Annotated in this window: 13 protein-coding genes; 3 read left to right on the forward strand and 10 right to left on the reverse strand. The window is 65.4% G+C overall.

The window, feature by feature from the left end:
* The first annotated feature begins 37 nt into the window (after positions 1 to 37).
* Complete coding sequence (locus AC1DUB_RS11645; RefSeq protein ID WP_477718966.1) at positions 38 to 1,138, forward strand: XdhC family protein; 1,101 nt, start codon at positions 38 to 40, stop codon at positions 1,136 to 1,138.
* Between the two features lie 68 nt (positions 1,139 to 1,206).
* Here the strand turns inward: AC1DUB_RS11645 and AC1DUB_RS11650 are convergent, their stop codons facing one another.
* The 9 genes from AC1DUB_RS11650 to AC1DUB_RS11690 all read right to left on the reverse strand — a co-directional run bounded on the left by AC1DUB_RS11650 (position 1,207) and on the right by AC1DUB_RS11690 (position 11,479).
* Positions 1,207 to 2,226 carry a Bug family tripartite tricarboxylate transporter substrate binding protein gene (locus AC1DUB_RS11650; protein WP_477718965.1) on the reverse strand — a complete coding sequence of 340 codons (1,020 nt, stop codon included), beginning with the start codon at positions 2,224 to 2,226 and terminating at the stop codon, positions 1,207 to 1,209.
* A 73-nt stretch (positions 2,227 to 2,299) separates the two neighbouring features.
* Positions 2,300 to 3,502, reverse strand: a complete 1,203-nt coding sequence (locus tag AC1DUB_RS11655) for an amidohydrolase family protein (protein ID WP_477718964.1) — start codon at positions 3,500 to 3,502, stop codon at positions 2,300 to 2,302.
* 68 nt (positions 3,503 to 3,570) lie between these two features.
* Positions 3,571 to 5,043 carry an amidohydrolase family protein gene (locus tag AC1DUB_RS11660; RefSeq protein WP_477718963.1) on the reverse strand — a complete coding sequence of 491 codons (1,473 nt, stop codon included), beginning with the start codon at positions 5,041 to 5,043 and terminating at the stop codon, positions 3,571 to 3,573.
* A 7-nt stretch (positions 5,044 to 5,050) separates the two neighbouring features.
* Positions 5,051 to 6,052, reverse strand: a complete 1,002-nt coding sequence (locus AC1DUB_RS11665; RefSeq protein ID WP_477718962.1) for an ABC transporter ATP-binding protein — start codon at positions 6,050 to 6,052, stop codon at positions 5,051 to 5,053.
* Positions 6,049 to 7,074: an ABC transporter ATP-binding protein gene (locus tag AC1DUB_RS11670; RefSeq protein WP_477729637.1), complete on the reverse strand. Its 1,026-nt coding sequence runs from the start codon at positions 7,072 to 7,074 to the stop codon at positions 6,049 to 6,051. The genes AC1DUB_RS11665 and AC1DUB_RS11670 overlap by 4 nt, the downstream gene beginning before the upstream one ends.
* Before the next feature lie 5 nt (positions 7,075 to 7,079).
* Positions 7,080 to 7,994, reverse strand: coding sequence for an ABC transporter permease (locus AC1DUB_RS11675; RefSeq protein ID WP_477719051.1), 915 nt, complete (start codon positions 7,992 to 7,994; stop codon positions 7,080 to 7,082).
* Between the two features lie 19 nt (positions 7,995 to 8,013).
* The gene (locus AC1DUB_RS11680; RefSeq protein ID WP_477718960.1) at positions 8,014 to 8,982 is read right to left on the reverse strand and encodes an ABC transporter permease; all 969 of its coding nucleotides are present in this window, start codon (positions 8,980 to 8,982) and stop codon (positions 8,014 to 8,016) included.
* A 73-nt stretch (positions 8,983 to 9,055) separates the two neighbouring features.
* Positions 9,056 to 10,645, reverse strand: coding sequence for an ABC transporter substrate-binding protein (locus AC1DUB_RS11685; RefSeq protein WP_477721491.1), 1,590 nt, complete (start codon positions 10,643 to 10,645; stop codon positions 9,056 to 9,058).
* Positions 10,646 to 10,738: 93 nt separating this feature from the next.
* Positions 10,739 to 11,479: an aspartate/glutamate racemase family protein gene (locus tag AC1DUB_RS11690; protein WP_477718958.1), complete on the reverse strand. Its 741-nt coding sequence runs from the start codon at positions 11,477 to 11,479 to the stop codon at positions 10,739 to 10,741.
* A gap of 188 nt (positions 11,480 to 11,667) precedes the next feature.
* On the opposite strand from AC1DUB_RS11690, the gene AC1DUB_RS11695 reads away from it, so the two are divergent.
* The gene (locus AC1DUB_RS11695) at positions 11,668 to 12,408 is read left to right on the forward strand and encodes a GntR family transcriptional regulator (RefSeq protein ID WP_477718957.1); all 741 of its coding nucleotides are present in this window, start codon (positions 11,668 to 11,670) and stop codon (positions 12,406 to 12,408) included.
* 260 nt (positions 12,409 to 12,668) lie between these two features.
* The gene (locus tag AC1DUB_RS11700; protein ID WP_477718956.1) at positions 12,669 to 13,439 is read left to right on the forward strand and encodes a fumarylacetoacetate hydrolase family protein; all 771 of its coding nucleotides are present in this window, start codon (positions 12,669 to 12,671) and stop codon (positions 13,437 to 13,439) included.
* Between the two features lie 140 nt (positions 13,440 to 13,579).
* Here the strand turns inward: AC1DUB_RS11700 and AC1DUB_RS11705 are convergent, their stop codons facing one another.
* Entirely contained in the window at positions 13,580 to 14,557 is a 978-nt protein-coding gene (locus AC1DUB_RS11705) for a Bug family tripartite tricarboxylate transporter substrate binding protein (RefSeq protein WP_477718955.1), read from the reverse strand.
* Positions 14,558 to 14,605 lie beyond the last annotated feature (48 nt).

Here is a 14,605-nt window from a genome sequence, read left to right on the forward strand (position 1 = left end):
GCCGGTGACCCGAAGCAGGCTGAAAAAAGGGTGAAGTATGGAAAACCTCGATGTCATGGTGTTGCGCACGCTGCGCGACTGGCGAACGGCGGGCAAACGCGCCTTGCTGGCCACGGTGGTGCGCACCTGGGGCTCGTCGCCGCGGCCGGTGGGCTCCATCATGGCGCTGTGTGAAGACGGCTCGGTGGTCGGCTCGGTCTCCGGCGGCTGCATTGAAGACGACCTGATTTACCAGTACACACGCGCCTATGCGTCGGCGGCCGCTCAGCCCGACGGCGCTGGTGCTGGTGCTGGCAGCCAGCAGATCCCGTCGGGTCCGCCCGCTTTTGTCAAATACGGCATCACCGCCGACGAGGCCCACCGTTTTGGCCTGCCCTGCGGCGGCACGCTGGAGCTGGTGCTGGAGTACGACCCCGACGCCAGCCAGCTGGCCCAGCTGGTCGAAGGGCTGGAAACCGGGCAGCTGATGCAGCGCAGCGTGCGCCTGAGCAATGGCGCGGTGACGCTGGCGCAGGCCACAGCACCTGCAGCGCTCAGCGTCTCGGCCACGGAACTCGTCAACACCTTCGGCCCCGAATACCGCATGCTGCTGATTGGCGCCGGCCAGCTGACCGAATACCTCGCCACCATGGCCCTGTTCAGCGGCTTTGCCGTCACCGTCTGCGATCCGCGCGAAGAATACCGCAGCGCGTGGTCGGTAGCGGGCGCCAAGGTGCTCAGCGACATGCCGGACGATGTGGTCCTCGCCTTCAAGCCGGACCGGCGCAGCTGCGTGATCGCGCTCACGCACGACCCCAAGCTTGATGACCTGGCGTTGCTCGAGGCTTTGGGCACCGATGCGTTTTATGTTGGCGCCATCGGTTCACGGCGCAACAACGAAGCACGGCACCAGCGCATGATCGAGCACTTCGGCCAGACCGAAGCCACGCTGGCCCGGCTGCGCGGCCCCATCGGCATTTACATCGGCAGCAAAACCCCGCCGGAAATTGCCGTCAGTGTGATGGCTGAAGTGCTGGCCGTGAAAAACGGCGTGGTGCTGCCGCGCGACATGGAAGTGGCGCAGGCAAAAAACGAGCGGGCCATCGCGGGTAACGCGGAAGACGCCCTGGTGTGCGGCACCAGGAGCGTGACCGCCTGATCAGTCAAGCGGCCGGCGCCCCCACTTTCCACTTTCCACTTTCCACTTCCCACTCCCCGGCTTCACCCTTAACCGCCGGTCTTCATCGCGGCAGGCGCAATGCTCTGGACTCGCTTGACCTCGTCGCGGATACGCTGCGTCAACGCCTGGGGCGTGCCGCCCTGGGTTTCGACGCCGGCCTTCTGCAGTTTTTGCCAGACCGCCGGCTCGCGCAAGACCTCGTTCAGCTCGCGGTTCAGGCGGGCGGTGATGGCCGGCGGCATTTTGGCCGGACCGAACAGGCCGTTCCACAGGCTGATGTCAAAGCCCTTGAGCGCCGGGGTTTCCGACAGCGACGGGATTTGCGGCGCAGCCCGGGAGCGGCCCGGGGTCGTGACGCCCAGCGCCACCATCTTGCCGGCCTCGATGTGGGGCAAGGCCGTGGGTGTCATGAAAAAAGCCAGTTCGATGTTGCCGCCCGCCACGTCGACGGCCATTTGCGCCGCGCCGCGGTAAGGCACATGGGTAATTTTGGTTCCCGCCTTCTGGTTCAGCAGCTCGCCGGCCACATGCAGCACGGTACCCACGCCGGAGGAGGCATAGCTCAGCGCACCCGGCTCCCGCTGGGCCTTGAGCAGCGCTTCCGGCGCGCTCCTGAGCCCGGATTTGGGGCTGGCCACCAGCACCAGGGGCACATCGCCAATCAGCCCGATATGGGTGAAGTCGGTTTCCCCGTTGTATTTGACCGCCGGATTGAACAGCCGGGCAATCGACACTTCGCTGCCCGAGGCCATGAACAGGGTGTAGCCGTCGGGTGCGGCATTCACCACCTTCTGGCCGGCGATGGTGCCGCCCGCACCGCTGACGTTCTCAATCACGACCGGTGTGCCCAGGCGCTTGCCCAGCGGCTCGGCGATGGTGCGCGCAATCATGTCGGCGCTGCCCCCAGCGGGGAACCCCACCACCAGGGTGATGGGCCGCTTGCCGGGCCATTCCTGCGCGTGGGACAGGCCGCTCAGGGCCGGAATGACGGCCAGGATTGCCAGCGCGCTGGCGCGGGTCAGGACGTGGCACAGGGCACGGCGTCTGGAAGTAAAAAGATCGGACACGGAAAACCTTTCAGGAAATTTCAGGGCATATGGGTGGAACGCAGGTTGTCGCCTCATGCAGGTTCATGCAAGTTCACGCAACTTCAGGCAGCAGGGACCGCCCATCACGGGCGACCACGCGGCCGCGCTTGAGCACCAGCCGGCGCGCCGGATGAAAGGCGACGGCCTCGGCGGCGGTTTCGGCTTCGACCAGCACCAGGTCGGCAGCCGAGCCCACCGCCAGGCCATAGTGTTCGACGCCCATCACCTGTGCGCCGCCGTAAGTCGCCATGCGCAGGGCGATTTCAATACCGGCATCGTCACGGAAGCCGCTGCGGTAGGCCAGCAGGTAGGCGCGCTCCAGCATGTCGCCGTTGTTCAGTGGACTCCAGGTATCGCGAATGCCATCCGACCCGGTGAACAGCCGCACCCCGCGCTCGTGCAGCAGGCGTATCGGCGGGAAGGGTGTCGGGCCCGACGGTGCGTGGGTCATGATCGCGATGTCGTTGTCCAGCAGCAGCGCGATGAGGGACTCCAGGCGCGCAGGCTCGACCCCGCCCAGGCAGAACGCGTGGCTGATCGCCACCTTGCCGGCCAGGCCCAGGCTGCGGGTGCGCTCGGCAATCATTTCGATGGTCACCGCGCCCAGGTCGCCGCGGTCATGCAGGTGAATGTCGACCCCACAACCGTGCCGGCCGGCAATGGCGAAGATCCCGTCCAGCTGGCCCTTGGGGTCGCGGTCGACACCCACGGGATCGAGTCCGCCGATCACCTCCGCGCCATCACGCACGGCCTGCTCCAGCAGCTCGAGCGTGCCCGGCCGGATCATCACGCCCGTCTGCGGGAACGCCACAAAGTCAATATCGATCCAGTCGCGATGCCTGTCGCGCATCGCCTGCACGCCATGCAGGTGCGCCAGCCCGACGTCGGGGCCCACATCGACGTGGGTGCGCACATGGGTGGTCCCGCAAGCGATCAGGCGCCTGAGCAGCCGGGCGCTCTGGACTTCGGGCGCCAGGCCCAGCGAGTCCAGCACCTGCCGCTCGTTCTGGATCTTGTCCATCAGGGTGGGACCCGCCTGGTGCGGATGCCAGGGCGTACCCCAGAGGGTCTTGTCGATATGGGCATGCGCGTCCACCAGGCCCGGTATGACCAGGCAGCCGCGGGCGTCCACAATTTCGTCCCCCGGCGCGGCGGGAAGATCGGCGCCGATGGCGGCAATGCGGCCATCCCGTACGGCGATGTCCGCGGTCTGGGAACCCCAGGGCCGGCCGCCCCGTATCATCAGATTTTGCATGGATAGTCCTTCACAGGTCATGGCTGGCAACGCTGGCGGTAGCAGCCCCCGCTGCGCTGCTGCTGCGTTCAATAATGGCTGACACCCCACAGCCGCGCCGGGGCCTGCGTCAGGTGCCGCAGGCCGCTGCGGTCGAGCATGCGCTCGGCGGCTTCATTCACCTCTTCCAGTATCTCGCTTTCGTTGACGGTCTGCACCTGGCGGTCTTCCATCAGGAGGCGGCCGTTGACGATGGTGGTGCTCACATCGGCGGCGTTGGCAAAGCAGGTGACGCGGTAGACCGGCATGTTCAGCGGCAGCATGTGGGGCTTGAACAGGTCCACCAGGATGATGTCGGCTTTCTTGCCGGCCTCCAGCGACCCAATCTCATGCTCCATGCCCAGTGCCCGGGCCGCGTCAATCGTCACCATTTCCAGCACCTTGCCATGGGGCAGCACGCCCGCGTCGCGGAAATGCCGGCGGTGGTAGTGCATGCACTGGGACATGTGGCGGAACATGTCGTAGCCGCGGTCCGGCGCGGCACCGTCCGAACCGATCGCCACCGTGACGCCGGCATCGATCAGCTCGGGCACCGGGCAGCGGCCGCGAATCGACATGATGGCGCTCGGGTTGTGCACGATGCGGGTGTCCGTCTCGCGGGTCACGGCGATGTCCTCCTCGTTCAGGTCAATGCTGTGCGACATGAAGGAAGTCGGGCCCAGCAGGCCCAGCTCGCGGTGCGCCAGGGCCAGCGTGCCGGTGCGGTGGCCATCCTGCGTGAAGGTCAGGCCGCGCGCCTTCGCGAGGCCGAAGTAATCCCTCGCCTGGCGGTGGAACTCATCGCGCAGCAGCACGTGGTCCGGCTCATGCATGGGCGCAAACACCGCCAGCGTGATGGCGATGCTCAGGCGGCCGTCGGCCCGGCCGTGGTTCTCGTCAATGATCTGGTTGCAGACCTCCAGCACCGTCGCGGCATCGACATCGCGCGAGGTCGGTGGCTCGGTCGCCCAGTCCACATAGCGCGTGGGCCCTGCAGGACGCGAAGGGCCCACCGCCACCACCGAGCGGGTGCCGGCGCGCGCCACCGCATCGCAATGCACCCTCGCGTACTTGGGGTCGTCCACCCGCATGATGGAGTCGCCGCCGCCAAACAGCGACACCCCCGTCGTCACGCCAGCCTTCAGGCGCTCCAGCGAGGTCATGGCCGACTCGGCGCGCCAGAACTGCTCATCCGATGCCGTGGTGTAGATCACGGCGCAGGCGTCCATCCAGGCGCCGGGGTCCCCCGCCCCCATGGTCCGCAGCATGCCGTGGCCGGCATGGGCATGGCTGTCGATCAGGCCGGGCAACACCGCCTTGCGGTAGGCGTTGATGGTTTTGGTGGCCGTGAAGCGGGCGCGCAGTTCCGCGGACGTGCCGACGGCCACAATGCGGTCGGCCCTGACCGCCACGGCGCCGTCCTCGATGACGCGGCGTTGCGCGTCCATGCTGATGACTGTGCCGTGCTCTATCAGAAGATCTACGTGGTCTATACGGTCTACGTGGTCTGTGTTTTCAGTCATGGGCAACTCAGGCGAGTGAAAAGGATGAAGCGGCAGAATCAGGAGCAGTGGGATGCGCCGCGCCCGGCATGAAGCGCACGGGCTGGCCACCGCTGCCGACGGCATGGCAGGCGACCGAGACACCGTTGTCCAGCGTGCGCAGCGCCGGCGCTTCGCGGCGGCAGATGTCCATGGCCGCCGGGCAACGCGGATGAAAGGTGCAGCCTGGCGGCGGCGCCAGCGGGCTGGGCAGCTCGCCGGCCGGAAGACTCACCGGACGGCGACCCTGGCCGATGCGCGGAATGGCGGCCAGCAAGAGCTGCGTGTACGGATGGCGGGGCGCCGAGAACAGCTCGGCCGTCGGCGCCACCTCGACCAGGCGGCCCAGGTACATGACGCCGATCATGGACGAGACAAAACGCACCACGGCCAGGTTGTGGCTGATGAACAGGCTGGTCAGGCCCTCCTCTTTTTCCAGGCGCTTGAGCAGGTTCAGGATTTGCGCCTGCACCGACACATCCAGCGCGGAGGTGGGCTCGTCGCACACCAGGAAGCTGGGCTCGCCAGCCAGCGCGCGGGCGATCGACACACGCTGGCGCTGGCCGCCTGAAAATTCGTGCGGGAACTTGGCGGTATCGGCCGCCGACAGGCCCACGCGGGCCAGCAGGTCTTCCACACGCTGCTTCACATCCGCGCGCAGGCGCAGATTCTGGAAGGTGATGGGCTCGGCGATCGCATCCCCGATACGCCAGCGCGGGTTCAGCGAGGCATAGGGGTCCTGGAAAATCATCTGGGTGCGGTGCACGCGGCCGTCCACCGGCGCGCTGAACTGCATGGAGCCCGCACTGGGTTTGTCCAGCCCGGCAATCACACGGGCCAGCGTGGTCTTGCCGCAGCCCGACTCCCCCACCAGGCTGAAGGTGGAGCCCACGGGAATCTCAAAGCTCACGTTGTCCACGGCGCGCACCGTACGGCCCTGCGCCTTGAATTCGCGCGACAGGTTTTTGACACTCAAGTAAGGCATGTTCATGCTGCCACTCCTGCGACGCCTGCGGCGGCCATGCCTAGCTGCGGATGCCAGCAGGCCACCAGCGCCACGCCTTCCGGGTGCGGCATGGGCCGCGTAGTGACGCACTGCTCGGTCGCATGTTTGCAGCGCGGGTGAAAGGGGCAGCCGGTGGGCCGGGCGGACAGCCCGGGCATCGCGCCGTCGATCTGCTGCAGCCAAAGGGTGTCATGGTCGACCGGCGGGATCGAGCCCATCAGCCCGCGCGTGTAGGGGTGGCGCGGCTGGTTGACGATCTGGTCCACCGGGCCGGTCTCGGCAATGTGGCCGGCGTACATGACGGCCACGCGATCGGCGTTTTCGGAAATCACGCCCATGTCGTGCGTCACCAGCAGCACGGCGGTGCCGCGCTCACGGCACTGCGTGCGCAGCAGTTCCAGCACCTGCGCCTGCACCGAGACATCGAGCGCCGTCGTCGGTTCGTCGGCAATCACCAGATCGGGTTCGGCACACAGGGCCAGCGCGATCACGATGCGCTGGCGCATGCCGCCCGAGAACTGGTGCGGGTAGGCGTCCACGCGTTCGGCCGGCGAGGGAATGCCGACCTGGCGCAGCCACTCGATGGCCCGCTCGCGGGCTTCATCGCGGCTCATGGGCAGGTGGGTCCGCATGGTTTCCGTGAGCTGGTCGCCCACCGTCAGCAAGGGGTTGAGGCTGAGCAGCGGGTCCTGGAAGATCGCGCCGATGCGGCGGCCGCGCAGCCTGCGCATCTGGGCGGCGGGCAAGCCGTGAATGGGCTGGCCGTCAAAGATGATCTCGCCGGCGGTGACATGGGCGGGCGGATCGAGCAGGCCCAGCACGGCCATGCCGGTGATGGATTTGCCGGCGCCGGATTCACCGACAAAGCCGAGGATCTCGCCGCGCGCAATGTCGAAACTCACGTCGTCGAGCGCCGTCAGGGGGCCGTGGCGGGTAGGAATCTGCACGCGCAGGTGGCGCACCGACAGCAGGGGCGCAGCGGGTGACGCAATGTTGGAAGTGGTCATGATGATTATTTCAACCGTGGATTGAGCGCGTCGCGCAACCAGTCGCCAAACAGGTTGACACTGAGCACCAGGCCAATGAGCAGCAGCCCCGGCAACACCGTGATCCACCACTCCCCGGAAAACAGCACCTCATTGCCCAGCCGGATCAGGGTGCCCAGCGACGGCGACGTGGCCGGCACACCCAGCCCCAGAAAGCTCAGGGTGGCCTCGGTCAGCACCGCCAGTCCGATGGACAGCGTGGCGATGACCAGCACCGGGCTCAAGATGTTGGGCAGCACGTGGCGAAACAGAATGCGCGCCCGGCCCATGCCGATCAGCCGCACCGCGTTGACGTAGTCCTTGTCTTTTTCGATCATGGTGACGCTGCGCACCGTCCGGGCGTACTGCACCCAGTTGGCCAGCGCAATCGCCACCACCACAATCAGCAGCGACAGCTGCTCGTGCACGGCGCGCGGCAGCACGGTGCGCGACAGGCCGTCAATCAGCAGCGCCACCAGGATGGCCGGAAAGCTCAGCTGGACGTCGGCCGCACGCATGATGACGTTGTCCAGCCGGCCGCCGGCATAGCCGGCGATCAGCCCCAGCGTCACGCCGACCACCAGCGAGAGCAGCGTGGACGCAATACCGACCAGCAGCGACATGCGCAGGCCATACAGCATCACCGACACCATGTCGCGTCCCTGGCCGTCGGTACCCAGCAGGTATCTCAGCTGGCCACCTTCGCTCCAGGCCGGCGGCAGGCGCGCGTCCATCAGGTCCAGCGTCGTCAGGTCAAAGGGGTTTTGCGGCGCCAGCAAAGGCGCCAGCAGCGCCATGCCGATGTAGGCCAGCAGCACCAGGGCGGACAGCCAGGCTTCGGGCGAACGGCCCAGGCTCCAGGCGAGATCGGATTGGCGCCAGCGGCGCAGGGTCAGCATCATGGAATTCATGTCGTGCTCCTCAGCGCTGTGCGCGCAGGCGCGGGTCCACCGCGAAATACAGAAGGTCCACCACCATGTTGATCAGCACGAACAGCAGCGCGATCAGCAGCAGGTAGGCGGCAATCACCGGTACATCGCCAAAATTGATGGCCTGGATGATCAGCAGCCCGAGGCCCGGCCACTGGAAGACCGTTTCGGTGATGATGGAAAAGGCAATCATCGAGCCCAGCTGCAGGCCGGCCACCGTGATGATGGGAATCAGGGTGTTGCGCAGCGCGTGGCGGTAATTGATGGAGCGCTCCCGCAAGCCCCGCGCCCGTGCGAACTTGATGTACTCGCTGCGCAGCACCTCCATCATTTGCGTGCGGGTCAGGCGCATGAAGAGCGTCAGCTGGAACAGCGCCAGTGTCACGGCGGGCATAAGCAGGGACTTCCAGCCCGTCACCGTCAGAAAGCCGGTGCTCCAGACGCCCAGCATCACCGTCTCGCCACGGCCAAAGGACGGCAGCCAGTTCAGGGAGATGGAGAACAGCAGGATCAGCATGATGCCGGTCACAAATGACGGCACCGAAATGCCGACCAGTGAAATGACCTGCAGGCTGCGGGTCAGCAGCGAGCGCGGATGCAGACCCGCATACACGCCCATGGGAATGCCGACGCCCAGCGCCAGGATGGCGGCTATCAGGCTGAGCTCCAGTGTGGCGGGCAGCCGGCTGGCAATCACCCGCGATACCGGCTCGATATTGCGGTAGGACACGCCGAACTCGCCCTGCACGGCGCGCCCGACAAACTTCAGGTACTGCAGCGGCAGCGGTTGGTCGAGCCCCAGCGATTGGCGCATGGCCTCACGCTCGTTGACCGTGGCATTTTCACCGACCAGATTGCTGACCGGATCGCCAATGAAGTTAAACAGTGCAAACGACAGCATGGACACCAGCACCATCACGATGGCACCGTTGGCCAGCCGGCCCAGAAGAAAGCGCAACATCAGTTTGTCTCCCAAATAGGTGCCGATGGCTTGTCAGTCATCCACCGTGCACCCGGTTGCATGTCCGCTCGCCTTATCTCGGGGCGACGTTGACCAGCCACAGGCGAAGCTGGTTGTCGGGCGCCTGCGCCATAGCGATGCCCTTGCGCGACGCCCAAGTCACCGGCTGCTGGTGCAGCGGAATGTGGGAGACATCGGCACGCTCGATGGTCACCGCTTCCTCGATCAGCCGCGCCCGCTTGGCAGGATCGATTTCGCTGGCGATCTGCGGCATGTAGGCGTCGAACTTCGGATTGGAGTATTTACCGGCATTGAGCGAGCCTTCCTTGCCGGTGCGGGTGGCGACCACGTCCTTCAGCAAGCCGTACACATCGGCCATGGGCAGGCCGGCGTGCCCCACCATGTAGAACGACACATCATTGGAGTTCAGGCGCACGCTCCATTTGGCGGTGGGCTCGATCATCAGGTTGGTCTTGATGCCCACCTTGGCCAGCATCGAGGACATCGCCAGGCAAAGCGCTTCGTCGTACACATAGCGGTCGTTGGGGCACTGCATGCCCACGGTGAAGCCGCTGGGGTAGCCGGCCTCGGCCAGCAGGGCCTTGGCGGCCTCCGGGTTGTACGGCAGGAGGCGCTTGTTCAGTGCCACCGGCGAGCCATTGAGGGAAGGCGACAGCAGATTCCCCGCGGGCCAGGAAGCACCCCGCATGACCGAGCGCTTGAGCGCGTCCACATCGATGGCCTGGTAAACCGCCTTGCGCACGCGCACGTCCTTGAACGGATTTTTGCCTTTCACGTCGCTGTACAGCAGCTCGTCGCGGCTCTGGTCCATGCCCATGAAGATGGTGCGCAGCTCGGGGCCCTGCACGACCTCCAGCGTCGGCACCGACCTCAGGCGCTGCACATCCTGCAGCGGCACATTGATGGCCGCGTCGATGCCGCCGCTGATCAGCGACGAGGTGCGGGTGGCATCCGACTTGATGGGCGTGAACATGACCTGGGTCAGGTTGTGCTTGGGCTTGTCCCACCAGCCGGGATTGACCGCCAGCACCGTGCGCGTGTCGACCTCGCGCGAAATCAGCTTGAAGGGGCCGGTGCCGTTGGCATTGCGGTTGGCGAAGTTTTCCTTCTGCCGCCCCAGGTCGCTGGCTTCGGTGGCGCGGTTTTGCTCGGACCAGCCTTTGTCCATGACCAGCAGCTGGACCAGCTCGTTGGTGAGGGTCGGCAGTGGGCTGTTGGTCTCCACGTCAACGGTGAAGGCATCCACCTTGCGCACCTCTTTCAGGTCGCTGAGGTTGCCCTTGACCAGCGAGCCCGGCGTGTTGACGCGCTGCCATGAAAACACCACATCGTCGGCGTCGAAGCTTTCACCGTTGTGAAACTTCACCCCCTGGCGCAGGGTGAAACGCCAGACCGTGGGACTGACGACCTTCCAGGAGGTGGCGAGCGCCGGCTCGATCTGCAGCTTGTCGTTGAAGCGGACCAGCGACTCGTAGATGTTGCTGACGAATGCGTTGGTGAAGCTGTTATTGGTGGAGTGGGGATCCATGGACAGGGCGTCCAGATTGGAAGACCAGGTGAAGGTGTTGGCGCCTGCTGCCGTCATCGCAAGACCGAGCGCCAGGCCAATCGCACCGCGTTTGAATGATGTCGAGATCTTCATGGAGATATCCTTTAAGGATGGGGGTTGAGGTTTGGGGATTGCCCGGGGAACGGAAATGAAAAATGGAAATGAAAATGGGAACGCAAAAATGAATCAGGCGGCCGGCGCAAACTGCGCCATGGGACCGGTGTACGACTTGACCTGCGGCGGCGCGTAGTCACCCTGCTTGCTGGTGCGCATGCCCAGGCCCACCAGCGCTTCGGCCAGCTTCACGGCCGAGGTGACGCCATCAATGACGGGAACGCCCAGCTGGCCCGTCAGTTCGGCACACAGGTCGGCCATGCCGGCGCAGCCCAGCACAATCGCACCGACACCATCCTCGGCCAGGGCACGCTCGCATTCGGCCCTGATTTTTTGTTTCAGCGCCTGGCTGGTCTGCGCCTCCAGCTCCAGCACCGCAATGCCGGTGGCCCGCACCCGCCGGCAACGGCTGACCATGCCGTAGTCCAGCAACAGGCGCTCCGCCGTTGGCACGGTGCGCGCCAGCGTGGTGACGATGCTGAACGACGCCGACACGAGACAGGCCACCTGCATGGCCGCTTCCGCAATGCCGATCACCGGCGCCCTGGCCATTTCACGCGCGGCGCGCAGGCCGGGGTCGCCGAAACAGGCAATCACGTGGGCATCCACGCCCATGGCCTCGCCGGCCTGGATCTGGGCCAGCAGCCCCGGCAGCGCCAGCGCTTCATCACTGGCGCTTTCAATCGAGGCAGGCCCGGTGAGCGACTGCACCGCCAGGATGTGCGTGCCGGCAGAAGCGACCTGACGGGCCGCCACCGCCATCTTGGCCGTCATGTCATCCGTCGTGTTCGGGTTGATGAGCTGAATCCGCATATTTTTCAAGATTGTCACAATAACTTTTGGTCAGTTTGCTAATGAAATTTCAGTAAAACCCGTTGGAATTTTAATTTTCATGAATTTATTGTGACATTAAATTCTTTGATTGTCACAATCTTTTTTTAAACGGTGACAATAAAATAAAAAATGTGGCACCATTCAGCCCTGAACTACCTAGAAGAACCATGTCCCGCCCCCCTAAAAACAAGCCCTCACTGGCCCGGCCGGAAACCGCCAGCGATGCGTCCCAAACCGAGCTGGCCGAGGAAAACCGGGTCCGCCACGCCATCGTCGAGGCCGTGCTGGCCCATCGCCTGCCCCCTGGCACCCGGCTGGTCGAAACCCGGCTGTGCGAGGCTTTTGGCGTCAACCGCTCCCTGCTGCGCCGGGTATTTGTGCGGCTGGCCGGTGAAAAAGTCATCGAGTTGCAGCACAACCGGGGCGCCACCATTGCCCAGCCGGGGCCGCAGGAAATGCACCAGGTCTTTGAGGCCCGGCAACTGATAGAGAGCGGCATCATTCGCTCGCTGAGCCAGAAAGCGACGCCGAAAACACTGGCGGCCATACGCAGCCTGGTGGCGGAGGAGCGCGCCGCCTACCTGGCCGGCGAATGGTCCAATTGGGTTCGCCTGTCCGGCGAATACCACCTGCAGGTCGCCCGCCTGCTGGGCAACACCGAGCTTGAAGATATTTTGCGCAGCCTGATTGCGCGCACCACGCTGATGATTGCGCTGTACGACTCGCCGGGCAGCAATGTCTGCTCCTTCGACGAGCACCTCGAAATCCTCGACGCCCTGGAAGGCGGCGACAGCGAGCATGCCTGCCGCCTGATGAGCCATCACCTGCACGGCGCTGAAGTCAAGCTGCGGCGTGACACCACGACACCCGAGGTGGACCTGGTCGCCCTGTTCAGCAACCCGGCCTGAACGTCGCCGCACTCGAACGTCCTTGCGTGCGCATGCGTACGCGTGAGCGGGCCTGCCTGCTCACGCACTACGAGCGCCGCGCCGGCGTTTCGCGTTTCGCGTTTCGCGTTTCGCATCATCCATGTCAAAACTGTTATAGCTTTCCATGCGCTTGCCGCAGGCGCCGGCAAGACGACAATATCCAGGCCCATCCCGACCCATCCCGACCCATCCAGGCTTGTTCAAGCTTATTCAAGCCAACGACTCAACAGGAAAATCCCATGACAACACCCAACCAGGCCGCAGTGGCCGAAGCCATCCTGCAGGCACGCCGCAACCACCAACCCGCTGACGCGCAAGCGCTCGCCGATCACCTGACCACTGCCGACGATGCCTATGCAGTACAAGCCCTGGTGGCCCAGGCCATGCAGGGGCCGGCTGCGCCCTTCCCCCGTTGCTGGAAATCAGGCGGCCCGTCCCGCGACGCAATACTCACGCACGCGCCGCTGCCGCCTGAAGGCGTGTGGCCCAGCCCTGCGCAGGCGGGCGCATGGCCCTTCAACATCTGCCTGGTCGAGGTTGAAATTGCGCTGCGCATCGGCCGTGACGTGACCCCGGCCGATGCCGCCGGCCTGACCCATCCGCAAGCGGTCACGCTAGTGGATGCGATGGCCGTGTCGATTGAGCTGGTCGATTCGCGCTGGCGCCAGGCCCTGGACGCACCGGCCCTGCTAAAACTGGCGGACCTGCAGTCGCACAGCGCCCTGGTGCTGGGCCAATGGGTGCCTTTTGCGCCGCGTGACTGGGACGCGCAGTCCTGCACCATCCGGATTGGCGCACGGCCGGTGGTCGAGCGACGCGGCACGCACTCCATGCAGGACCCGGCCTGGGTCTTGCCGGCATGGCTGCGGCATGCGAGCCGTGATGGGCAGACGGTGCCGGCCGGCACGGTGGTGACCACCGGAACGTGGTGCGGCATATTGCCCGCCGCGCCCGGTGAACTGGTACACGCGCGCTTCGACGGCGTGGGTGAGGCGTCGGTGCAGCTCTAGACCTCTCCCTGTTACCGCAAGCCGGGGACAGGGATTCGCGCCCGGCGTGAGACGCGAATCGCCGCGAAGGCAGGACGCCTTCGCAAGGGTTTCAACGCCGCCGCCCCGCCCTGCGGCAGAGCGGCACAGCGGCGGACGGGTCAGCCGTCGACCCGGACATTGGCCTCCTGGGCCACTTTGGCCCATTTAACGATTTCACTGCGCACCAGTTCGGCAAACTTCTCGGGTGAACCGCCTCCGTCCTCGACGCCAAAGGCATCGAACTTCTCCTGCACGTCGGCCATCGCCAGCACGGTGTTGATGTCCTTGTTCATGCGCGCCGCGATGGGTGCCGGCAGCTTGCCCGGGCCCGAAAGGCCATACCAGTTGAAGGTTTCGAAGCCGGCAAAACCCTGCTCCTGCATCGTGGGCACATCGGGATAGGCTTTCACGCGCTTGCTGCGGGTTTGCGCCACCGCAATGGCGCGCCCGCTCTTGACGTGGGGCGTTGCCGCCGTCATCGTTTCAAAGCTGTACTGGATCTGCCCACCGACCAGGTCGGTCAGCAGCGGGCCGCTACCTTTGTAGGGCACATGGAGCGCGTCGACCTTGGCGCGCAGCTTGAACAGCTCCAGCGCGAAGTGCTGGGCGGTGCCGGGCCCGGCCGAGCCGAAAGTGACCACGCCCGGTTTGGCTTTGCACAAGGCCACCAGGTCCTTCACGTTTTTTGCAGGCTGGTTGGCCCCGGCAATCAGCAGGTTGGGCGTCAGGCCCAGCAACGCCACCGGCACGAAGTCACGCTCCGGGTGGTAACGCATCTTTGGCAGCACGGCGGGTGCCAGGGCATGGCTGTTGATGGTGGTCAGCAGCAAGGTGGTGCCGTCGCTCGCCTGCTGGGCCACGTATTCGGCGGCCAGGGTGCCGGACGCGCCGGCCTTGTTTTCGATGACGACGGGCTGGTTCCACAGGGCGCCCAGCTTCAGCCCCACCACGCGGGCCAGCGCATCGGCCCCGCCGCCGGGCGGAAAGCCGACGACGATGCGGATGGGCCCCGTGGGCCAGCTTTGCGCCCGCAGCGCGGGCAGGGCCAGCGCAGCGGCACCTGCGCCGGTGGCCTGGATGAAATGACGTCTTTGCATTTTTTGTCTCCTTGGATGTATCGAAAAAGTTAAGCAGTAATTAAGTAG

The sequence above is a fragment of the Polaromonas sp. P4_F9 genome (assembly GCF_056401235.1).